Annotated in this window: 17 protein-coding genes; 8 read left to right on the top strand and 9 right to left on the bottom strand. The window is 71.7% G+C overall.

Going from position 1 to position 20896, the window contains the following annotated elements; translation table 11 throughout:
- The first annotated feature begins 132 nt into the window (after positions 1-132).
- Together FXF68_RS10385 and FXF68_RS10380 are read left to right on the top strand one after the other, a co-directional pair.
- Positions 133-1815 (top strand): AMP-binding protein, encoded by a 1683-nt coding sequence (locus FXF68_RS10385; RefSeq protein ID WP_148758706.1) that lies wholly within the window; start codon positions 133-135, stop codon positions 1813-1815.
- On the top strand, positions 1812-3440 hold the full coding sequence (locus tag FXF68_RS10380) for an AMP-binding protein (RefSeq protein ID WP_148758705.1): 1629 nt from the start codon (positions 1812-1814) through the stop codon (positions 3438-3440). Before FXF68_RS10385 ends, FXF68_RS10380 begins: the two co-directional genes overlap by 4 nt.
- A 3-nt stretch (positions 3441-3443) precedes the next feature.
- On the opposite strand, the gene FXF68_RS10375 is transcribed toward FXF68_RS10380, so the two are convergent.
- Entirely contained in the window at positions 3444-4313 is an 870-nt protein-coding gene (locus FXF68_RS10375) for an MBL fold metallo-hydrolase (protein WP_148758704.1), read from the bottom strand.
- Positions 4314-4455: 142 nt separating this feature from the next.
- Here FXF68_RS10375 and FXF68_RS10370 point away from each other — a divergent pair, with 142 nt between their 5' ends.
- Entirely contained in the window at positions 4456-5331 is an 876-nt protein-coding gene (locus FXF68_RS10370; protein ID WP_148758703.1) for a helix-turn-helix transcriptional regulator, read from the top strand.
- On the opposite strand, the gene FXF68_RS10365 is transcribed toward FXF68_RS10370, so the two are convergent.
- Positions 5277-6677: an MFS transporter gene (locus FXF68_RS10365; RefSeq protein ID WP_222869881.1), complete on the bottom strand. Its 1401-nt coding sequence runs from the start codon at positions 6675-6677 to the stop codon at positions 5277-5279. The two genes, FXF68_RS10370 and FXF68_RS10365, sit on opposite strands and share 55 nt — an antisense overlap.
- Before the next feature lie 358 nt (positions 6678-7035).
- Here FXF68_RS10365 and FXF68_RS10360 point away from each other — a divergent pair, with 358 nt between their 5' ends.
- Positions 7036-7665 carry a TetR/AcrR family transcriptional regulator gene (locus tag FXF68_RS10360; protein ID WP_148758702.1) on the top strand — a complete coding sequence of 210 codons (630 nt, stop codon included), beginning with the start codon at positions 7036-7038 and terminating at the stop codon, positions 7663-7665.
- A 3-nt stretch (positions 7666-7668) separates the two neighbouring features.
- On the opposite strand, the gene FXF68_RS10355 is transcribed toward FXF68_RS10360, so the two are convergent.
- The 3 genes from FXF68_RS10355 to FXF68_RS10345 are packed head-to-tail and all read right to left on the bottom strand — an operon-like array spanning position 7669 to position 12008.
- Positions 7669-9099 (bottom strand): GntP family permease, encoded by a 1431-nt coding sequence (locus FXF68_RS10355; protein WP_148758701.1) that lies wholly within the window; start codon positions 9097-9099, stop codon positions 7669-7671.
- 46 nt (positions 9100-9145) lie between these two features.
- Positions 9146-10735: an N-acyl-D-amino-acid deacylase family protein gene (locus FXF68_RS10350; protein ID WP_148758700.1), complete on the bottom strand. Its 1590-nt coding sequence runs from the start codon at positions 10733-10735 to the stop codon at positions 9146-9148.
- A gap of 1 nt (position 10736) precedes the next feature.
- Positions 10737-12008 (bottom strand): type III PLP-dependent enzyme domain-containing protein, encoded by a 1272-nt coding sequence (locus FXF68_RS10345; RefSeq protein ID WP_222869880.1) that lies wholly within the window; start codon positions 12006-12008, stop codon positions 10737-10739.
- Between the two features lie 119 nt (positions 12009-12127).
- Here FXF68_RS10345 and FXF68_RS10340 point away from each other — a divergent pair, with 119 nt between their 5' ends.
- Complete coding sequence (locus FXF68_RS10340; RefSeq protein WP_148758698.1) at positions 12128-12874, top strand: IclR family transcriptional regulator; 747 nt, start codon at positions 12128-12130, stop codon at positions 12872-12874.
- Here the strand turns inward: FXF68_RS10340 and FXF68_RS10335 are convergent.
- The gene (locus FXF68_RS10335) at positions 12871-13614 is read right to left on the bottom strand and encodes an ABC transporter permease (RefSeq protein ID WP_148758697.1); all 744 of its coding nucleotides are present in this window, start codon (positions 13612-13614) and stop codon (positions 12871-12873) included. The genes FXF68_RS10340 and FXF68_RS10335 overlap by 4 nt on opposite strands.
- A gap of 79 nt (positions 13615-13693) precedes the next feature.
- Between FXF68_RS10335 and FXF68_RS10330 the strand changes: the two genes are divergently transcribed.
- Complete coding sequence (locus FXF68_RS10330; RefSeq protein ID WP_246178614.1) at positions 13694-14542, top strand: polysaccharide deacetylase family protein; 849 nt, start codon at positions 13694-13696, stop codon at positions 14540-14542.
- 168 nt (positions 14543-14710) lie between these two features.
- Here FXF68_RS10330 and FXF68_RS10325 read toward each other — a convergent pair whose 3' ends face one another.
- The 3 genes from FXF68_RS10325 to FXF68_RS10315 form a co-directional block, all read right to left on the bottom strand.
- The gene (locus tag FXF68_RS10325; protein ID WP_148758696.1) at positions 14711-16888 is read right to left on the bottom strand and encodes an MMPL family transporter; all 2178 of its coding nucleotides are present in this window, start codon (positions 16886-16888) and stop codon (positions 14711-14713) included.
- A 171-nt stretch (positions 16889-17059) separates the two neighbouring features.
- Entirely contained in the window at positions 17060-17767 is a 708-nt protein-coding gene (locus FXF68_RS10320; protein ID WP_148758695.1) for a S1 family peptidase, read from the bottom strand.
- Positions 17768-18017: 250 nt separating this feature from the next.
- The gene (locus FXF68_RS10315; RefSeq protein ID WP_148758694.1) at positions 18018-18389 is read right to left on the bottom strand and encodes a hypothetical protein; all 372 of its coding nucleotides are present in this window, start codon (positions 18387-18389) and stop codon (positions 18018-18020) included.
- Between the two features lie 575 nt (positions 18390-18964).
- Here FXF68_RS10315 and FXF68_RS10310 point away from each other — a divergent pair.
- Together FXF68_RS10310 and FXF68_RS10305 are read left to right on the top strand one after the other, a co-directional pair.
- Positions 18965-20278: a sensor histidine kinase gene (locus FXF68_RS10310; protein WP_246178613.1), complete on the top strand. Its 1314-nt coding sequence runs from the start codon at positions 18965-18967 to the stop codon at positions 20276-20278.
- Complete coding sequence (locus FXF68_RS10305) at positions 20242-20886, top strand: LuxR C-terminal-related transcriptional regulator (protein ID WP_148350405.1); 645 nt, start codon at positions 20242-20244, stop codon at positions 20884-20886. Before FXF68_RS10310 ends, FXF68_RS10305 begins: the two co-directional genes overlap by 37 nt.
- Positions 20887-20896 lie beyond the last annotated feature (10 nt).

Here is a 20896-nt window from a genome sequence, read left to right as displayed (position 1 = left end):
TCTGCCAGCCGTCCGGAGAGCGGCCCGGGTGGGTATGAAGATCCGGACTACCCCCGTTCGGGGGTGGCGTGGGTCACTCGGGGTGGCCACGATCCTGCTACCGGGTGTCCGTGCGGCTACGAGGAGAGAAAAATGCCCGCAGTCGAGTTCCGGGCGGCGCGCGACTTCCTGCTCGCGCATCGCGACGACTACGCGACCGCGTACGAGAAGTTCCGCTGGCCCGTGCTCACCGGCTTCAACTGGGCGCTGGACTGGTTCGACAAGATCGCCGAGAGCAACGACTCGCCCGCGCTGTGGATCGTCGAGGAGGACGGTTCGGAGGCGCGGTACTCGTTCTCCCAGCTCGCGCGGCGGTCGAACCAGGTGGCGAACCTGCTGCGGCGGTCCGGCGTGCGGCGCGGCGACCGGATCATCCTCATGCTGGGCAACCAGGTCGAGCTGTGGGAGACGGTGCTCGCCGCGATGAAGCTCGGCGCGGTCCTGATCCCGTGCACGCCGCTGCTCGGCCCCGCCGACCTGCGCGACCGGCTAAAACGCGGGAACGCCAAGCACGTGGTGGTCGCGGCGGCCGACACCGGCAAGTTCGACGCCGTCGAGGGCGACTACACGAAGATCGCGGCGGGCGACCCGGTGGACGGCTGGATCCGCTACTCCGACGCCTACGAGGAGGCCGAGCACTTCACGCCCTACGGCCTCACCATGTCGCGGGACACGCTGCTCCTCTATTTCACGTCCGGGACGACCGCGCAGCCCAAGCTCGTGGAGCACACGCACGCGTCCTACCCGGCGGGGCACCTGTCGACCATGTACTGGATCGGGCTCCGCCCAGGCGACGTCCACCTCAACATCTCGTCGCCGGGCTGGGCCAAGCACGCCTGGAGCAACATCTTCGCCCCGTGGGACGCCGAAGCCTGCGTGTTCATCTTCAACTACACGCGCTTCGATCCCGACCGCCTGCTGGACACCCTCGAACGCTGCGGAGTGTCGAGCTTCTGCGCCCCGCCGACCGTCTGGCGAATGCTCATCCAGTCCGATCTGGGACGCCTGGCCAACCCGCCCCGCGAGGTCGTCGCCGCCGGTGAGCCGCTCAACCCGGAAGTGATCGAGCGCGTCAAGGACGCCTGGGGCCGGACGATCCGCGACGGCTTCGGCCAGACCGAGACCACCGTCCAGATCGCGAACACGCCCGGCCAGCCGGTGAAGCCCGGGTCGATGGGACGTCCCGTCCCCGGCTACAAGGTGACGCTGATCGACCCGCTGACCGGCGAGCCCGCCGACGAAGGGGAGATCTGCCTCGACCTGGAGGACCGTCCGCTCGGCCTGATGACCGGCTACCACGGCGACGACGCCCGCACCGACGAGGCCATGGCGGGCGGCTACTACCACACCGGCGACATCGGCTCCCGCGACGCGGACGGCTACATCACCTACGTCGGACGCGCCGACGACGTCTTCAAGGCGTCCGACTACAAGATCTCCCCGTTCGAGCTGGAGAGCGTCCTGATCGAGCACGAGGCGGTCGCGGAGGCGGCCGTGGTGCCGTCGCCCGACCCGGTGCGCGGCGCGCTGCCGAAGGCGTACGTGACGCTCGCCGCCGGATGGGAACCGGACGCCGCTACCGCCAAGGCGATCTTCGAGCACAGCCGGGCGCAGCTCTCCCCGTACAAGCGGATCAGGCTGCTGGAGTTCGGCGAGCTGCCGAAGACCATCTCCGGGAAGATCCGCCGGGTGGAGCTGCGGACGAGCGAGATCGGCAAGCATCCCGCCGGGGACGCCCGTCCCGACGGCGAGTTCCGCGAGGAGGACCTGCGATGACGGCGCTCGCCTACGCGTCCGGCACGGCGACGACGCCGCTGCTCGGCGACACGATCGGCGCGAACCTGGACCGGATCGTCGCCGCCCACTCCGAGCGGGACGCGCTGGTCGAGCGGGCGACCGGCCGCCGCTGGACGTACGAGCAGTTCGCCGACGACGTCGAGGCCGTGGCGCTCGGCCTGCGCGACCTCGGCGTCATCAAGGGCGACCGGGTCGGGATCTGGTCGCCGAACTGCGCGGAGTGGATGCTCGTCCAGTACGCGACGGCGAAGCTCGGCGCGATCCTCGTCAACATCAACCCGGCCTACCGGGTGCACGAGCTGGAGTTCGTGCTGAACCAGGCGGGCGTCCGGACGCTGGTGTCGGCGTCCGCGTTCAAGACGTCCGACTACGCGGCGATGATCGCGGAGGTGCGGCCGAAGTGCGCCGCGCTGCGGGACGTCCTCCTCCTCGGCACCCCGGACTGGGACGCGCTCCTCGAATCCGGCCGGGAGAGCGACCCGGGCGTCCTCGCCGAGATCGGCCGGACGCTCACCGCCGACGACCCGATCAACATCCAGTACACGTCCGGGACGACGGGCTTCCCCAAGGGCGCGACGCTCTCGCACCACAACATCCTGAACAACGGCTACTTCGTCGGCGAACTGTGCGGCTACGACGAAGAGGACCGCATCTGCGTGCCCGTGCCGTTCTACCACTGCTTCGGGATGGTGATGGGGAACCTCGCGTCCACGAGCCACGGCGCGTGCGTCGTGATCCCGGCCCCGGCGTTCGACCCGAAGGCGACGCTGGAGGCGGTCGCGGCGGAGCAGTGCACGTCGCTGTACGGGGTGCCGACGATGTTCATCGCCGTCCTGAACGAGCCGTCGCTGGACGACCTCGACCTGTCCTGCCTCCGCACCGGGATCATGGCCGGGTCGCCGTGCCCGGTCGAGGTGATGAAGCAGGTCATCGACCGGCTCGGGATGAGCGAGGTCGCGATCTGCTACGGGATGACGGAGACGTCCCCGGTGTCGACGCAGACGCGCGCGGGCGACTCGCTCGACCGGCGCGTGTCGACGGTCGGACGGGTGCTGCCGCACCTGGAGGTGAAGGTGATCGACCCGGAGACGGGCGTCACCGTCCCGCGCGGCGTGCCCGGCGAGTTCTGCACGCGCGGCTACTCGGTGATGCTCGGCTACTGGGACGAGCCGGAGAAGACCGCCGAGGCGATCGACGCGGCGCGCTGGATGCACACCGGCGACCTCGCCGTGATGGACGACGAGGGCTACGTCAACATCACCGGCCGCATCAAGGACATGGTGATCCGGGGCGGCGAGAACGTCTATCCGCGCGAGATCGAGGAGTTCCTCTACACCCATCCGGACATCGTGGACGCGCAGGTCATCGGCGTCCCGGACGAGAAGTACGGCGAGGAGCTGATGGCCTGGGTGCGGCTCCGCGAGGGCGTGCCCGGGATGACGGCGGCGGAGCTGCGCGCGTTCTGCGAGGGCAGGCTGGCGCACTTCAAGATCCCCCGCTACCTGCACGTCGTGGACGAGTTCCCGATGACCGTCACCGGGAAGATCCGCAAGGTGCAGATGCGCGCCGAGGCCGTCGACATCCTCGGGCTCACCGACAGGTAGCGTTCACCACCGCACGGCGGAGACGTCCACGGGCCGGGGACGCAGCGCGCGGGTGCGCACGGCCAGCCCGTGCAGCCGTCGCCGCATCTCCCCTACCGGAAGACGCTTGCGGTCGCCATGTCCGGGCAGCAGCCACTCGAAGCTGAGCCGGTCGACCGTCCGGGTCAACGACGCGGCCAGTTCCTCGATGGAGTACCAGGTGACGGTCTCGGCGACCTCGACGTCAGCCGTGGTCCGCGACCAGTAGAAGCTGTCGCCGCTGAAGCAGAACCGGTCGTCCACCACGTAGAGCACGCTGCCCTCGGTGTGCCCGGGAAGCGGATGGACGATGACTCCTTCGGCTATCTCCAGCGGTTCAAGGCCACGAATGACCTGGTCGGCGTCCGGGGCCGCGTCGAGGTCGCCCTCGTGTATCCAGAGCCGGGCCCCGAACCGGTCGGCGAAGCGGCGGCCGTGGGCGGCGTGGTCCCGGTGGGTGAGCAGGACGTCGCTCACCCGGCCCAGCTCCGCGAGCCGGGCCGCCACCGGCTCCGCCCAGCGCGGCGTGTCGATCAGCAGGTTGCCGGTCGGACGGCGCACCAGGTAGGAGTTCGCGCCCGCAGTCTGGCGGGAGTTGTGCCCGCACAGGTAGACGCGGTCGTCCAGCCGCATCGGGAACGGGTCGAGCGCCGGATCCAGCGGCCGCGCCGAGCGGTGGATGGACCGGGTGTGGCAGGCGAACGCCGCCGCGTGCAGCGCGGCGCGCTCTTCGTCGTCGCGCGGCTGCCGCAGTAACACCGAACGACCGTCGCGCTGCCCGATCAGCCCGGGAGCGAGCTGCCGGGCCACGTCGCAGTTGGTGCAGCGTGCGTCGACGAACCATCCGTCGTCCATCAGGGCTCCTTCGTCGCGTGCCGCCCAGGGTGTCCGTACCCCGACGCGCGCGCCGCCACCCGAGGGACGCCCGCTGACCACGCGGCCCCCTTTTCGCCCGCACGACTTTCCGGACGCGGCCCCGGCGGGGCATGCTCTGACCATGGCAGTGCAACCGGGGGACCTGGGAAATTCTCTGTCGGGACGAATACCCGACGACGCGGGCGCCGTCCGGTCGGCGGTGCTGACGCTGCACCGGACGACCGGCCTGCCCGTCGTGTTCGGCGGCGCCGTGTCGTCCGCCGCGCGGGACCGCCTGCGCATCACCGAGCTGGTCGGCAACACCACCGACTCGCTGGACGGGCTCGTCGTCCACAACGGCAACGGGCTCGGCGGCAAGGCCATGGCGATGGGGCGCCCGCTCTGGGTGAGCAACTACCCGTGCTCGGCGTCGATCAGCCACGACTACGACAAGCCGGTCGAACGCGAGGGGCTGCTGTCGATCCTCGCGGTGCCGATCGTCGTCCGCCGCCGGGTGCGCGGCGTCCTGTACGGGGCGCTGCGGGAGCCGCTGTCGCTGGCCGACCGGGTGGTGGGCGCGGCCGTCCAGGCGGCCCGCGACCTCGAACAGGACCTCGCCGTCCGCGACCGCGCCGACGAGACGCTCGCCCGCGCCCGCCCCGCCACGTCGTCCGCCCGCTGGGAGGAGGTGCGCGCCGTCCACGCCGACCTGCGCGCCCTGGCCGACGAGGTCACCGACGAGCCGACCCGCGAACGCCTCCGCCAGGCGTCCCTGCGCCTGGCCGCCGCCGGACTGAACGACGCGCCCGACACGTCCCCGCGCCCGGCCCTCTCCCCCCGCGAGTTGGACGTCCTCTCCTACGTGGCGATCGGCTGCACCAACGCCGAAGCCGCCGCCCACCTGGGCCTCCTCCCAGAGACGGTGAAGAGCTACCTACGCTCCGCCATGCGCAAACTGGACAGTCACACCCGCCTAGAAGCAGTGACCACAGCCCGCCGCACGGGGCTGCTCCCCTGACCGTCGCGGCGGGCGGCGCGGTGTCCCGCGTAGGCGGCGCAGGCGGCGGTCAGGGCCGTGGCGGTGAAGGCGAGCATGACCACGGTGAACGCATGGGCGTGACCACCGGGGACGCCTAGGTAGAGGGCGCCGTAGGCGGCTACGCCGGTGACTCCGGCCAGCTGGAAGTTGGTGTTGATCAGGCCGCTCAGGTCCGCCGCTTGGTGCGGTGGGACGGCCGACGTGAGGCGGACTAGTTGAGGGGCGAAGCCCAGGCCCAGGCCGAGGCCGCCGAAGCCGAGGAGGGCTACCAGCGCCGCTCCGTCCGGGTGCGTCAGGCCGATCGTCAGGTAGACGGACGCTAGGAGGACGTATCCGGCGACCGGTGCCCATGCGGGTAGGCGAGGTGTCAGCGTGCCTGCGATTCCGAACGCGGAGACCCATGACACGAGTACCAGGCCGGAGAACAGGGCGCTCTTGCCTAGGCCCTGTTGGAGGTAGAGGGCCAGGACGAACAGCATCGCGAAGTAGGTTCCGGTCGCTGCGGCCAGGGCGGCGAGCGTCCACGAGACGACCGGGCGCGCGAGGACGGTGAGGTCGAGGAGGGGCGCGGCTACGCGGCGCTGGCGGCGGACGAAGAGGGCGAAGACGGGTGGGCAGGACGCCAGGGACGCCCATGTCCAGACGGGCCAGCCTTCCTCGCGTCCGAACACCAACGGGACTACTGCCAGCAGGACGGCCAGCGACAGCAACACCACGCCGCCTACGTCGAGCTTCGGCTTCGCGCCGCGTGGGTCCAGAGGCAGCAGGCGTAGGCCCGCAATGAACAGGATGAGACCTACCGGCACGTTGACCAGGAAGATCGGGCGCCAGCCGAGTCCGGCCAGATTCGCCGAGACGAGGACGCCGCCGAGCACCTGGCCTGCCACCGCGCCGCCCGACAGGGCGACCGCGAACAGGCCCTGTGCCCGCGCACGGGCACGTCCGGTGAAGTGGAGTTGGATGCCGGACAGTACCTGCGGCACCATCACCGCCCCGGCCGCGCCCTGCGCGAGGCGCGCGGCGATCAGCACGCCGGTGGTCGGGGCCAGCCCGCAGGCGAGCGAAGCGAGGGTGAAACCGGCCAGGCCGAGGAGGAACATCCGGCGATGGCCGCGTGCCGCGCCGAGGCGCGCGCCGGTGACCAGCAGGACGGCGTACGCCAGCGGGTAGCCGGACACGACCAGTTCCAGCGCGCCGCCGGACGGGCGCAGCCCGTCCTGGATGGCGGGCGCCGCGACGTTCACGATCGCGACGTCGACGTTGACCATGAACTGGCCGGCGAGCAGCACCGCCAGCATCCCGGCGGCGGGGGTCTTGGAGATCACGGACGGTGGAACCCCGCCCGCCCCCGGCCGGTTGCACGGCGGTGCGCCCGGGAGGGGACCGCGGGGCCGCGCGGTGTTCCCGGGGATCGGGCCCGGCGACGGGGTCAGCGCGTACGTGCGGCGGCGCGCGTCGTCCAGTACAGATCGGCCCCCGTGGCGCACTGCCTGGACGGAACGCTCACCCCACGCCGGCTGCGCCGGGCCGTGATCGTTCGGCCGTCCCGCCTCGTCCCGGGCGTGGACGTCCGTCCCCTGATATACGCAGAAAACCGTAACATCTCGGCGAACAACATTGTTCATGGATTGCTTCGTAAATGGGTTACCTCGTCGGGCGATGCCCCGTTGGTAGCTTGTGCCTGTGGACTCCGACGGCTACACCTCGCTGCCGCGCGGGCGTCATCACCTCACGCGCGAACAGGTCTCGGCCTCCCAGCGGGAGCGCATGCTCCAGGGCATGACGGACGCGGTCGGGGAGAAGGGATACGCCCGCACCTCGGTCGCCGACGTGCTGAAACGCGCGCACGTGTCCCGCGAGACGTTCTACGAGCACTTCACCGACAAGCAGGCGTGCTTCCTCGCCGCCTACCAGGCCGCCGCCGACCGCATCGTCGGAGTCGTGAACGACGCGCTCGCCGACACCGGCGTGCCCGTGATGGGACGGCTCGAAGCGGCGCTGCGCGGATACCTGCGCGAGCTCGCCGCCGACGGCGGCGCGGCCCGCACGTTCCTCCTGGAGGTGTACGCGGCCGGGCCCGCCGCGGCGGCGCTCCGGTTCCGGGTGCAGCGCGGCTTCGTCGAGCTGATCGCCGGCCTGCTGATCGAGGACGAGCGGTTCCGCGCGCAGCCCGACCCCGAGTTCGCCTGCGGGATGCTGATCGGCGGGATCGCCTCGATGGTGACCGGGAAGGTCGCGCTGGGCGAGCACGCGACGCTGCCGAAGCTGTGCGCGCCGATCCTCGCCCACGTCAGCGCCCTCCTCGATCACTAGCCGTCAGATGAAGGTGCTGAGCAGCGCCGCCGTCGCGAAGCCGACGACGGACAGGATCGTCTCCAGCACCGTCCACGTCTTCAGGGTGTCGCGCACCGACATGTTGAAGTAGCGGGAGATGATCCAGAACCCGCCGTCGTTGACGTGCGACGCGATGATCGACCCGGCCGAGATGGCGATGGCGATCAGCGCGACGTGCGGGTCGGAGTAGTCGTGCGCCTTGACGAGCGGCGCCACGATCCCGCCGGTCGTCACGATCGCGACGGTCGCCGAGCCCTGCGCGAGCCGCAGCCCGCAGGCGATCAGGTAGGCGAGGACGATGACGGGCAGCCCGGCGTCCGACAGCGTGGTGGCGAGCGCCTTGCCGACGCCGGTCGCGGACACGACCGCGCCGAAGAACGCGCCGCCGCCGATGACCAGCAGGATCATGCCGATCGGACGGAGCGACCGCGTGGCGAGCTCGGACAGCTCCGCCGCCGGGACGCCGCGCCGGACGCCGAGCAGGTACATGGCGAGCAGCACGGCGATCGTGAGCGCCACGACCGGGTTGCCGAGGAAGGTGAGGGTGGGCAGCGCCGGGCTGTCCTTCCACCAGACGGTCCCGAACGTGGCGAGCAGGATCAGCACGAGCGGGATCGCGATGATCAGCCCGACCAGGGCGAGGGACGGCTCGCGCTCCTCCTCGTCCTTGTCCTGCGCGACCTCGTCGTCCTCCGGAGCCTCGTGCTTCTCCTTCTCGGTCTCGGCGGTGACGTACTCCTCCGGCACCTCGACGTAGACGCGCTTGCCGATCCACGCGCCCCACGCGACGCCGGAGACGAGGAACGCCGGGATGCCGCAGATCAGGCCGAACACGATCAGCCAGCCGAGCGGGACTTCGAGCAGCCCGGCGGCGGCGACCGGTCCCGGGTGCGGCGGCAGGAAGGCGTGCGTCATCGAGAGCCCGGCGAGCAGCGGCAGCGCGTAGAGGACGAGCGACCGTCCGCCCCGCCGGGCGGTGATGTAGACGAGCGGCGCCAGGACGAAGATGCCCACGTCAAAGAAGACCGGGATGCCGAAGATGAGCCCGGCGAGGCCCATCGCGAGCGGCGCGCCGCGTTCGCCCGCGACGCCCAGCAGGCGGCGGGTCAGGACGTCCGCGCCGCCGGACCGCTCCAGGATCGCGCCGAGGATGGTGCCGAGCCCGACGATCGGCGCGATGTGCCCGAGCAGCCCGCCGAAGCCCTTCTCCAGCACCGACTCCTTGGAGCTGAGCGCGGTGCCGACGATCTCCTCGACGCTGAGCCCGGCGGCGAGCGCGAGGGCGAGACCGGAGACGAGCAGCGCGATGAACGGCTCCAGCTTGACCTTGATGATGAGGAACAGCAGGACCGCGATGGACGCGGCGCAGAGCAGCAGCAGGCCGCCCGTCTCGTGTTGCAGCCAATGGACCATGGGGGTGGGCCCTCTCGGTCGGCGGGGGGTAGGGGGAGTCGAAGGGTCAGCGGGTGGTGCCGTCTGGGGAGCGGCGGAGGGAGCGGCCTGGAAGCGCGCCGGTGCGGCGCCCGTCGGAGACGACGGCGGTCCCGGCGACGAACACGTGCGGGACGCCCTCGGCCTGCCGCTTCGGGTCGTCGAACGTGGCGGCGTCGCGGACGGCCGCCGGGTCGAACAGGACGAGGTCGGCGTGGTATCCGGGCCGGATCAGCCCGCGCCGGTCGAGGCGGAGCCGCCGCGCGGCCCGGCCGGTGAGGTGGGAGACGCACTCTTCGAGCGAGAGGACGCCCAGTTCGCGGACGTAGTGCCCGAGGTAGCGCGGGAACGTCCCCCACGCGCGCGGGTGCGGCTTCGCGGCGGCGAGGAGCCCGTCGCTGCCGCCGGTGTGGCACGGATGCCGCATGATGGCCCGGACGTTCTCCTCATGCCCGACGTGCTGGAGGATGGTGGTGGCGAGGTCGTCCGCGATCAGGCGCTCGCGGTAGACGTCGAACGGCGCGCGGCCCGACGCCTCCGCTAGCTGCGCGATGGTCCGGCCGACGACGGCGGGGTCCGGGGAGCCGGAGATCTCGATCGTGTCCCATTCGGCGGGGACGCCGTGGCAGCCGTCCGAGCCCTCGACCTCCATCGCGTGCTGGATCTCGGCCCGTCCGGCCGGGTCGGCGAGCCGGGCGAGCAGCGCCTCGGGGCCGCCCGCCGACGCCCAGCTCGGCAGCAGCGCGGCGAGCGTCGTGGAACCGGGCAGGTAGGGATAGGTGTCGAGGGTGATGTCGCAGCCCGCGTCGATGGCGTCGTCCAGGAGGCGGAGCAGGTCGGGGGCGCGGCCGCGGTTGACGCCGAAGTTCATGGTGGCGTGCGCGAGGTGCAGCGGGCAGCCGGAGCGCCGCGACAGCTCGACCATCTCGGCGTACGCCTCCAGCGCGCCCGCGCCGTAGGAGCGGTGGTGCGGCGCGTAGAAGCCGTCGAGGGACGCGACGACCCGGCACAGCTCGGTTAACTCGTCGTCGTCCGCGTACATGCCGGGCACGTAGGTGAGGCCGCTCGACATTCCGACCGCGCCGTCGCGCATTCCGTCCGCGACGAGTTCGCGTTGCCGGTCGAGTTCGGCGGGAGTGGGCGGACGGTCGTCCCAGCCCATGGCGAGCATCCGAACCGTCCCTTGCGGGACGAGATAACAGGCGTTGACGGGGACGCCTTCGTCCAGGCGGTCGAGGTATTCGCCGACCGTCCGCCAATTCCAGTCGAAGCCGGGCGGGTCGCCGTTCCATCCGGCGATGGTGCGGCGGATCTCGGCGAGGGTCTTGCCGTCGGCGGGCGCGTAGGAAAGGCCGTCCTGGCCGATGACCTCGGTCGTCACGCCTTGGCCGACCTTGGCGAGATGGTCGGGGTCGGTGAGAAGCGCCAGGTCGGAGTGGGCGTGCATGTCGATGAAGCCGGGCGCCAGGACGAGCCCGTCCGCGTCGAGCGTGGTGGCGCCGGTCAATCCGGGGCCGATCTCGGTGATGCGGCCTTCGTCCATCGCGACGTCGGTCACCTGGCCGGGGGCGCCGGTGCCGTCCACGACGATGGCGCCTCGGATCACCGTGCCGGGCATTTCAGAACCACGTCCTGATGAGGTCGACCACGACCGGGTCTTCCGCGTCGGCGTCGTCCACGACCGGGATGAGCGTCCATTTGTCCATCGCCGTGCACGGGTGCGAGAGCCCGAGTCTGACCACGTCTCCGATTTCCACCGACGAGTCGACGAGGAATGTGTGCTGGTCGTTCATCGCCGTGGACCGCGCGTTCTCCACCGGCCCGGCGCCCTTTCCCTTGACGAACTGCGGCTCGGGCAGCCCCTCGTCGAACGGCAGGTCGCGTTTCCCCGCGTCCAGGAGGGCGAGCGCGGGCTCGGGCTTCGACACGACCCGCGCCCAGCCGTGCATGGCCGACCGCAGCGGCGCGTCGCCCGTCCCGCGCGAGAAGGGCGAGATCTCCCGGTAGAAGCCGTCGTCGTGGACGATGTACGCCCCCGACCGCAGCACCACCTGCCCGCCGGTCGCGCCGAGGACGTCCACGACCTGGTCGAAGAAGGCGCTGCCGCCCGCCGTCACGAACGGCTCGTCCGTCTCGTGGTCGAGGCCGCCGAACAGGTTCGCCATCCGGCGCAGGTAGGCGTCGACGGTGCGGCGCCCGCCGTCGGACGCGTCGTGCGCGAGCGCGCCCTCGTAGCCCGCGAGCCCGGCGAGGCGGAGCGTCTGCGCCTTGCGGACCGCGTCGGCGAGGGCGCGGGCGTCGCCGTCGTCGCGGATGCCGGTCCGCCCGTGCGGCCCGCCCAGCTCGACGCACACGTCCACCGGACGCTGCGCGCGGGCGGCGCGGAGCGCGTCGTCCATCAGCTCGACCGAGCGCGGCGAGTCGACCCACGACACGAACTCGAACTCCGGGTGCTCGTCCAGCTCGGCGCCGAGCCAGGCGAGGCCCGCCGGGTCGAGCAGCGCGTTCGCGAGCATCACCCGGCGGACGCCGAACGCGCGCGCGACGCGGAGCTGCGGCAGGTTCGCGACCGTGATCCCCCACGCGCCCGCGTCGAGCTGCCGCCGCCAGAGCTGCGGGGCCATCGTCGTCTTGCCGTGCGGGGCGAGCGCGACCCCGGCCTCGTCCGTCCAGCGGGCCAGCGCGCCGACGTTGTGGTCGAGCGCGCCCGCGTCGAGCGTCATCAGCGGGGTGCCGAAGTCGGGGAGCGGGACGCGGGCGGCGCGCAGCTCCGCGACCGTCGTCCCGTGCGCGGACACCGGGACCGCCTTGAAGCGCCAGTCGAGCCGCTCGTCGCCGAGCGCGTCGACCGCCGCCCCGTCGATCGCCTCACCGGAACTGGTCGCGACCATCATGACCTCCGATGTTGCACAATGTGCAACGAAAATTGCGCCTTGCGCCGATGTGGTTGTAGCATCGCGGCCGGTGATCGGTCAACGATCCGGGCCCTCCGAAAAGGAGAGGGGGAACGGTGAGCCAGAGCCTCGGCCGCGCCCTCGCCATCCTCGGTGAGCTGGGCGAGGGGCCACGCCGACTCGACGAGCTGGCCGCGAAGATCGGCGTCCACAAGACGACGGTGCTGCGGCTGCTGCGCACCATGCAGGACGAGGGGTTCGTGCACGGCGACGCGAACCACCGCTACCACCTCGGGTCCCGGCTGTTCGCCCTCGCGGGGGCGGCGCTGGAGCAGCGCGGCGTCCGCGACATCGCCGCCCCGCACCTCGCGCGGCTGAACGACGACACGGGCGAGACCGTCCATCTCGGCGTGTACGAGGGCGGAAGCGTCGTCTACCTCGACAAGTACGACTCGCGGCACGCCATCCGCATGTACTCGCGGGTCGGGCTGAGCATGCCGCTGCACGCCACCGCGATCGCCAAGGTCCTGCTCGCCGACCTGCCCGAGCCGCGCCGCCGCCGCGTCGCCGACGGGATCGAGTACACCCGGTTCACCGAGCACACCATCACCAGCCCGGCCGAGCTGCTGGACGAGCTGTCCCGCGTCGCCGCCCAGGGCTACGCGCTCGACGACGCCGAGCACGAGACGTTCATCCGCTGTGTCGCCGCGCCCGTCCGCGACGCGACCGGACGGGTCGTCGCCGCCGTCTCCATCTCCGTGCCCGCCGTCGTCCTCGACCGGGACGGCGTCCTCGCCCTGCTCCCCCGCCTGCTGGAGACCGTCCGCGCCGTCTCCGCCGACTGCGGCCACGCCGAGGGCTAGCGCGACAGGCGTCCGGTCGCGACCAGCTCCAGCGTGATGAGCACCGCGACCGACTCGACGGCGAGCAGCCCGACCAGGACGAGGAGCTGGATCGCGCCCGCCTCCACCGGGTCCGCGCCGCCGAGCAGGACGCCGACGAACGCGCCCGGCAGCGTGACGAGCCCGACCGTCCGGGTCTGGTCGAGGACGGGGAACAGCGCCAGCGCCGCCGCCGGACGGCACAGTTCAAGCGCCGCGTCCCGGGGCGGGAGGCCGAGCGCGAGCCCGCCCTCGTACTCGCCGCGCCGCAGTCTCAGCTCGTCGAGCGCGCGGCGCCCGGTGAGCCCGGTCGCCGACATCGCGCCGCCGATGAAGATGCCCGCGATCGGCAGCACGGACACCGTCCGGTGCGGCACCAGCGTCGTCGCCAGCAGCAGCCCGAGGACGGGCCCGACACCGGCGGCGATCGGCAGCGCCGTCCACCACGCCCGCCCGCGGAACGAACCGGTGACGCGGCGTCCGGACGTGGCCGTCGCGATCACGACCATGCCCGCGATGAACGCCGCCGTCAGGCCCGCGCTGCGCAACACCGCGGCGATGAGCAGCGACACCGCGGTGAGCTGCACGGCCGCCCGCAGCGCGACGACCAGCATGTCCCGGCCGAGGCCGAGCGCGCCGACCCGGACGAGCAGCGCGGCGGCCGACGCGAGCGAGAAAAGCACGATCGCGAGCGCCGGCCCGACCGCCGGACCCGCGCTCACCTGCGCACCTGTCCACCCATTCGCGCCGAAGATCCCATAGCGTGCTCCTACCCCGGAAAACCTCGATAGCGTGGGACTTGTGGAGGTTGACCCGGCCGCCTTGGCGACTCATCTGACCCGCCGCAGGGCGCTCTGGCTGATGGGTGCCGCGGGCCTCACCGCGCTCGGTTCGGACAGCGTCCATCCGCACGGCGGAGCCCGGCGCGTACCGCCCACGGCGGCGACGCCGCGCGCCCGTCCGGTGATCAATCCGTCTCCCACCCCGACTCCGACGCCGACGCCGACCCCGCGGGCCGCCTCCTGGACGCCGGTGAAGCTCACCGCGGCCGAGACGCCGGTGCGCGAGCTGACCGAGCTGTCGCCCCCGCCGCCGCCGAAGTCGATCGCGCTGACCATCGACGACGGCCCGAACCCGACGTGGACGCCGCGCATCCTCGACCTCCTCGCCGAACACGGCGTGCACGCCACGTTCTTCGTCATCGGCGAACAGGTGGAGGAGTACCCGAAGCTCACCCGCCGCATCACCGACGCGGGCCACCAGATCTGCAACCACACCGAGACGCATCCGATCACGATCGCGGGGCTGCCGCGCAAGCGCGTCCGCAAGGAGATCCTCGACGCGCAGAGCCGGATCTCGGACGTCACGGGCGTCGTCCCGCAGTTCTTCCGGTCGCCCGGCGGGGCGTGGTCGAAGACCGTCCTCGAACTCACCGCCGAGCACGGCATGATCCCGATCGACTGGGCCGTCGACCCGCGCGACTGGGCCCGCCCCGGCGTCGCCCACATCCGCCGCGAGCTGCTGAGCGGCAAGGACGGCGACATCCTCCTCTGCCACGACGGCGGCGGCGACCGGTCGCAGACCCACCGGGCGCTGAAGGCCGTCATCCCCAAGCTCAAGGAGCGCGGCCTGACCTTCGTCGCGCTGTAACTCCCAGGGGGGCGACCCCCTGGAACCCCCGTCACTCGCGAGGGGCCGTTTTCCCGAATCGCGTTCGCTCTCGGGAAAACGGCCCCTCGCTCGGCGGGTCGGGCGACCTCCGGCCTTGGCGGCCTCCGGCCGCCCGACCCGTGACCCCGGTGCTGCTGGTTGCGTGGGTCAGTTCTGCGGGACCAGCGTTCGGGGCGCGGGTTCCGGGGGCTGGGGCTCGCCGTGCGAGATTCGGGGTAGCCAGGCCAGCCAGCGCGGCAGGTACCAGTTGGCGCGGCCTAGCAGGGACATCACGGCTGGGAGCAGCACCACCCGGACGACCGTCGCGTCGATGAGCACCGCCACCGCGAGGCCGACGCCGAGCTGCTTGAAGTCCTGCATGGACAGCGTCCCGAAGATCCCGAACGTGGCGATCATGATGACGGCGGCGCTGGTCACCACCCCGGCCGTCGCGCCGACGCCCTCCCGGACGGCGGCCGCCGTGTCGAGCCCGCGGTCGTGGGCCTCGCGGATCCGCGAGACGACGAACACGTGGTAGTCCATCGACAGCCCGAACAGGACGACGAACACGAACAGCGGGATCCACGACTCCAGCGCCCCGGCGGCGGTCGTCCCGACCAGGAAGTCGCCCCAGCCGTGCTGGAACACCGCGACCATGACGCCGTAGGCCGCGCCGACCGACAGCAGGTTCAGCACGATCGCGCTCAGCGCGATGAGCGGCGACCGGAAGAAGACCAGCATCAGCAGGAAGGTGATCCCCATGACGAACAGGAACACCGGCACGATGCTGCTCTTCAACTGCGCGTTGTAGTCGGTCGACCAGGCGAGCTGCCCGGTGACGGGCGCTTCGGCGACCTTCCCGACCGTCTCGGGGACGATCCGCTCCCGCAGCGTCTCCAGCGCGTGCTTGGAGGCCGCGTCGGAGCCCGTCCCGGCGAGCGGGACCTTGACCTCCGCGATGTTCTCCTTCCGGTGGACGGTCACGTCGATCGGCTCGTTCATCTCCCCCGACGCGACGGCCCGCCGCTTGAGCTCGGTGATCGCGGACCTCACGGCGGGCGCGCCGATGTCGGGCGCCTTCACGACGACCAAGGCGGGTTCCGGGTTGCCGGGGAACGCCGCGTTAAGCCGCGTGTAGGTCTGCGCGATCTCCTCGCCGGGCGGGACCTGCTGGTCGAGGCGGAGCTTCTCGGTCTTCATGCCGAGCGCGGGCGCGGCCAGCGCGAGCAGCAGCCCGGCCGCGAGCACCGCCGCGATCCCCGGCCGCGCGAGGACGGGCCTCAGCAGCGTCCCCACCACTCCGGCGCGCCCCTCGCGGCGCCGGCGGGGCAGGCGGACGCGGCCGAAGTCGACCTTGTCGCCGAGCAGGGACAGCAGCGCGGGCAGCACGGTCACCGACCCGAGCATCGCGATCAGCACGACGAGGATCGTCGCGAGCGCGAAACCCTTGAACAGCAGCAGCCCGGACAGGAACATCCCGGACATCGCGACCAGCACGGTGAGGCCGGAGACCAGCACGGACCGTCCGGACGTGGCGGCGGCGATCGCGAGGGCCGTCTCCCGGTCGCGTCCGCGCCGCCTCTCCTCGCGCTCGCGTTGGAGGTAGAAGAGGCAGTAGTCGACGCCGACCGCGAGGCCCATCAGCAGCATCACCGAGTTGGTCGTCTGGTCGACGTGCAGCGCGTGGCTCGCGACCGCGAGCAGCCCGCCCGCCGCGAGGAACGCGGTGAACGCCAGCACGACCGGCAGGACGGCGGCGAGCAGCGCGCCGAACGCCACGAGCAGGATCCCGATGGCGAGCGGCACGGCCGTCATCTCGGCCCGCTTGAAGTCGTCGCCTAGGGCGTTCTCGAACCAGGCGTCGGCGGTCGCCCCGCCGAACTCCCCGATCTTGACGGACGGATTGCCGCGCTGTGTCTGCTTGACGGCCTGTTGGATGGCGGGCAGCGGGTCGGGCGCGCCGTCCGCGACCTTCTTGACCGTGAACTGGACGATCACGTGCCGCCGGTCCTTCGACACGACGTCCGGCCGCAGGTCGGTGACCTTGCCGGTGGCCTTGACGTTCGCCCGGACGTCCGCCGCCGCGCGGGCCAGCTCGGGCGCGCCCGCCGTGGCCGCGGAGATCAGCACGGTCTCCTGGTCGGGATCGTCGATCCCGGCCTCGTCGAGGATCCGCACGGCCTGCGCCGACCGTCCGCTGCCCTGCTCGTGGTCCGCCATCGTGACCTGGCCGGACATCCCGCCGAGCAGGGAGGCGAGGACGACGAGCAGCAGCCAGCCGAGCACGGCCGTCTTTCGGTGCCGCGCGCTCCATCCGCCGAGCGCGGCGGCGAGATTGCGTTTCATGGGGTCCCCTGGAGTCATCGGTGCGGGGTGACACCAATGGACGCTAGGAACGCGGGGACCGCCGCGACATGGCTCTAGACGGCGTCCGGCGGTGTACCTGAGTACACCCCCACTCCGGGACACGGGCACACCGAGCCTGGACGCCGTCCAGAGACCACGCTCGGCCGCGGGTCAGACCCCCGCGACCGAACGAATCCAGGAGCGGTTGGCGGGGACGCTCCCGTAGGTCTGCTCCGCCCGGCCGTCCGCCGTGGACGCGACGCCGACCTGCTTGCCGTCGTAGCGCTCCGGGCCGCCGGAGTCGCCGCTCCACGCATTGCCGGTGATCTTGGTGCTGCACAGCGCCAGGCCGTACCGGTAGTCGCGGCAGGTGGTGGACGTGACCTTGACGTCCGCGCACTTGAGCTGCTCGGACACCGGGCCGTTGGAGCCGGTGTAGCCCCAGCCGCAGATCTGGTTGGTCGAGCCGACCGGCGGGTCCGCGTCGGCGAGTTGGGAGAACGTGGCCTGCTGCGGCGCGGTGAGTTCGATCAGGGCGAGGTCTGCGCCGGGCGCGACCTCGTAGCGCTTGACGGTCGCCGGGGCGGCCTTCGACCGGTAGACGCTGCCGACGCGGACCGAGATGCCGCTGCCGACGCAGTGGGCGGCGGTGAGGACCCAGGTCGGCGCGATGATCGTGCCGGAGCAGGAGAACGATCCACCGCTGCGGTAGATCGACGCTCCCCACGGGGCCTCGGCGTCGGTGACGACGGTGCCGCCGATGATCGGCGCGGACGGGCGGGTCCCGGGCGGGGGCGCGGCGGCGGCGGGGAGGGCCGTCCCGGAAAGCAGGGCGAGCACGGCGCCGGTGACGACGCCGACACGGCGGGGGGCGGGCATGCACAACTCCTTTGTCCGAGCATGCGACCCTCCGAAAATAGAGCAGCGCCCACCCGGCGCGGCGTTTTCAGCGCGCCTCGGCTTTTCGATGTTGATACTTGCCTCCTAGAAGGAGGCCGGTGAATCGCCTTTACGGACGGGAGTGCCGCCCGGCCGGACGATCGAGGCGTTCGGCCGGACGGCACCCGTCATGCGAACCGGTTCAGAGCGGTCGCCTTTCATCCCCCGGCGGGGCGGGGAACGAAATGCGTCAGGCGATCTCCTGCAGCGGAACCAGGGTCTCGCCCGGCTTGTGCGTGCTCATGTCGAACATCGTGAGCGAGGCGAACGTCGGGCCCTTGGCGCAACGGTTGTCGAGCAGGGTCGAGCGGCCCATGAACATGTTGATGGTGCCGTCCATGGTCTTCTCGGCCGGGCAGACGACGTTGAGCTGCACCGCGCCCTCGCCCATGCAGGACGCCGCCACGAAGGGGCCGGCGTCGGCCTTGAGACTGCAGGTGACGGGGGGCTTCGGCTTCTCGTCGCCGGTGGTTCCGGCGAAGGCGGAGCCGGCGCCGCCGTACAGGGCGAGCGCGGCGGCGCTGACGCCGACCAGGGCGAGGGTGTGCTTGCGAATCCTCATGATCGCACTTCCTTGGGAGCGTGGTGGATCACGTACTGCGTCGCCGGCGGGCAATACGCGGACGAGGCGCAGCGGAGCCGCGCCTCGAATGCAGCAACCATCATTGATCGGCGAAGCGGATCCTGGCAATGTCATTAGGCCATAGAACTAAGCTATATCCTGCGACACCATGGAAAATGCGCTGAATTCGCCGGTCGAACCGGCCCCGGACCCCGAATTGGTCATGATCGAATGCGCCGCCGGGAGAGCCCGTAACGGGAGGTGACGGAACGCCCTCCGGGCACTATTCTCGGGAATCTCTCAGGAAGAAGTCTCGCGCCCCGGCGGACTTTCCGTCAATGATGAACAACAACTCGGCATGGATTTCCTTGCGCCGCGCGAGGCCGGGAAAAGGGCGCAGATCGGGTGAACCGCGCAATGGCTCCTCGCGTCCGCGGGCGCGGTTCCTCCTCTTTCCGGCGGCGTCCGGGGTGTAGCTGAGTACACCCCATGTCCGGGTTGCGGGCACACTGTGGCCGTGGCCGCCGGCCGGAAGACTCGTCTTCAGGACGGCACCCGACCTGCGGAGGAACCCGGTGAACGGCGTAACGGTGAGAGAGACCAGGCTGCAGCGGCACGCCAGGGCGCCCTGGCGCGGCCTCGCGCTGTACCTGCTGAGCGTGCCCGCGACGCTCGTCGGCCTGTGGTTCATCACGGTCGTCTCGATGATCACGAGTTTCGTCGGGGTGCTGCTGTTCCCGTCGGCGGCGATGCTGCTGCGCACCCAGCTCGACGCCTACCGCTCCCGGATCAACAAGTGGACGGGCGTCCGCGTCCAGCGCCCCTACCTGCCGGAGCAGGAGACCGAGCCCGGCGTGATGGGGATGATCAAGCGGTTCGTCGGGCTGGCGTCCGACCCGGCGACGTGGCGCGACTACCTGTGGGTGGTCGCGGACCCGGTGGTGGCGCTGTTCACGGCGGCGCTGCCGGGGATGCTCATCCTGTACGGGGTGTGGGGGTACGCGCTCGCCACGTTCGCGGGCGGGCTGATCGGCCACTACGGCGGCAGCGACTGGTACACGTGGATCCACGTCGAGCCCGGCTACGACCGGGACGCCGAGCGCATCGTGTCCACGGTGATCGTCGCGACGGTCTGCATCGTCGTCGGCTACCTCATCGGCCCGAAGATGCTGACCGTGTACGGCCACTGGGGGCGCCTCCTCCTCGGCCCGACGAGGAAGTCGGAGCTGGCGCTGCGCGTCCGGCACCTCCAGGAGTCCCGCTCCGAGGCCGTGGACGCCTCCGCCGCCGAGCTGCGCCGCATCGAGCGCGACCTGCACGACGGCGCGCAGGCCCGGCTCGTCGCGATGGGCATGAGCCTCGGCGCGATCGAGCACCTGCTCGACCGCGACCCGGAGAAGGCGCGGATCCTGCTCGCCGAGACGCGGGCGTCGTCGGCGAAGGCGCTGAGCGAGCTGCGCGACCTCGTCCGCGGCATCCACCCGCCGGTGCTCGCCGACCGCGGCGTCGGCGACGCGGTCAAGGCGCTCGCGCTGGACCACCCGCTGCGTCCCGAGGTGAACGTCGAGCTGCCGGGCCGGCCCGAGCCGCCGGTCGAGTCGGCCGCCTACTTCGCGGTGTCGGAGATCCTCACGAACGCGGCCAAGCACTCCGGCGCGTCCCGCGTGTGGATCGACGTGCGGTACGAGCGCGGCATGCTGCGGATCACCGTCACCGACGACGGGCGCGGCGGCGCGCGGATGGAGGACGGCACCGGCCTGCGCGGAATCGAACGGCGGATCGGTACATTCGACGGCGTCCTCGCCCTCAGCTCGCCGGTGGGCGGCCCGACGATCGTGACGCTGGAGCTGCCGTGCGCGTTGTCCTCGCCGAAGACCTCGCCCTCCTGAGGGAGGGCCTGGTCAGCCTCCTGGAGTCGCACGACTTCGAGATCGCGGCCGCCGTCGACAACGGCCCCTCGCTGCTCAAGGCGCTGGTCGACCACCGTCCGGACGTGGCGGTGGTCGACGTGCGCCTGCCGCCGTCCTTCACCGACGAGGGGCTCCAGGCGGCGCTGGAGGCGCGCCGCCGCGTCCCCGGCCTGCCCGTGCTGGTCCTCTCGCAGTACGTCGAGCAGCTCTACGCGCGGGAGCTGCTCGCGGACGGCAGCGGCGGCATCGGCTACCTGCTGAAGGACCGGGTGTTCGACGCCGCCCAGTTCGTGGACGCGGTCCGCCGGGTCGCCGCGGGCGGCACCGCGATGGACCCGGAGGTCATCTCCCGGCTCGTCGCGAGCAGCACCCGCGACACGCCGCTCGCCCGGCTCACCCCGCGCGAGTCGGAGGTGCTGGAGCTGATGGCGCAGGGCCGCTCGAACGCCGCGATCGCGGAGAAGCTCGTCATCACCGAGCGCGCCGTGACCAAGCACACCGCGAACATCTTCGCCAAGCTCGACCTGCCCGTCACGGGCGACGACAACCGCCGCGTCCTCGCGGTCCTCGCCTACCTGAACCGCTGATCCGGCGTCC

It is taken from the genome of Actinomadura decatromicini (genome assembly GCF_008121305.1).
GTDB lineage: Bacteria > Actinomycetota > Actinomycetes > Streptosporangiales > Streptosporangiaceae > Spirillospora > Spirillospora syzygii.
The sequence above is the reverse complement of the archived record's forward strand: the minus strand, read 5'-3'. Positions and strand labels throughout refer to the sequence as shown.

Coding starts and splice junctions, on each gene's coding strand:
- FXF68_RS10385 (WP_148758706.1), top strand. CDS start 133: ATGCCCGCAGTCGAGTTCCGGGCGGCGCGCGACTTCCTGCTCGCGCAT.
- FXF68_RS10380 (WP_148758705.1), top strand. CDS start 1,812: ATGACGGCGCTCGCCTACGCGTCCGGCACGGCGACGACGCCGCTGCTC.
- FXF68_RS10375 (WP_148758704.1), bottom strand. CDS start 4,313: ATGGACGACGGATGGTTCGTCGACGCACGCTGCACCAACTGCGACGTG.
- FXF68_RS10370 (WP_148758703.1), top strand. CDS start 4,456: ATGGCAGTGCAACCGGGGGACCTGGGAAATTCTCTGTCGGGACGAATA.
- FXF68_RS10355 (WP_148758701.1), bottom strand. CDS start 9,099: ATGGTCCATTGGCTGCAACACGAGACGGGCGGCCTGCTGCTGCTCTGC.
- FXF68_RS10350 (WP_148758700.1), bottom strand. CDS start 10,735: ATGCCCGGCACGGTGATCCGAGGCGCCATCGTCGTGGACGGCACCGGC.
- FXF68_RS10345 (WP_222869880.1), bottom strand. CDS start 12,008: ATGGTCGCGACCAGTTCCGGTGAGGCGATCGACGGGGCGGCGGTCGAC.
- FXF68_RS10325 (WP_148758696.1), bottom strand. CDS start 16,888: ATGAAACGCAATCTCGCCGCCGCGCTCGGCGGATGGAGCGCGCGGCAC.
- FXF68_RS10320 (WP_148758695.1), bottom strand. CDS start 17,767: ATGCCCGCCCCCCGCCGTGTCGGCGTCGTCACCGGCGCCGTGCTCGCC.
- FXF68_RS10315 (WP_148758694.1), bottom strand. CDS start 18,389: ATGAGGATTCGCAAGCACACCCTCGCCCTGGTCGGCGTCAGCGCCGCC.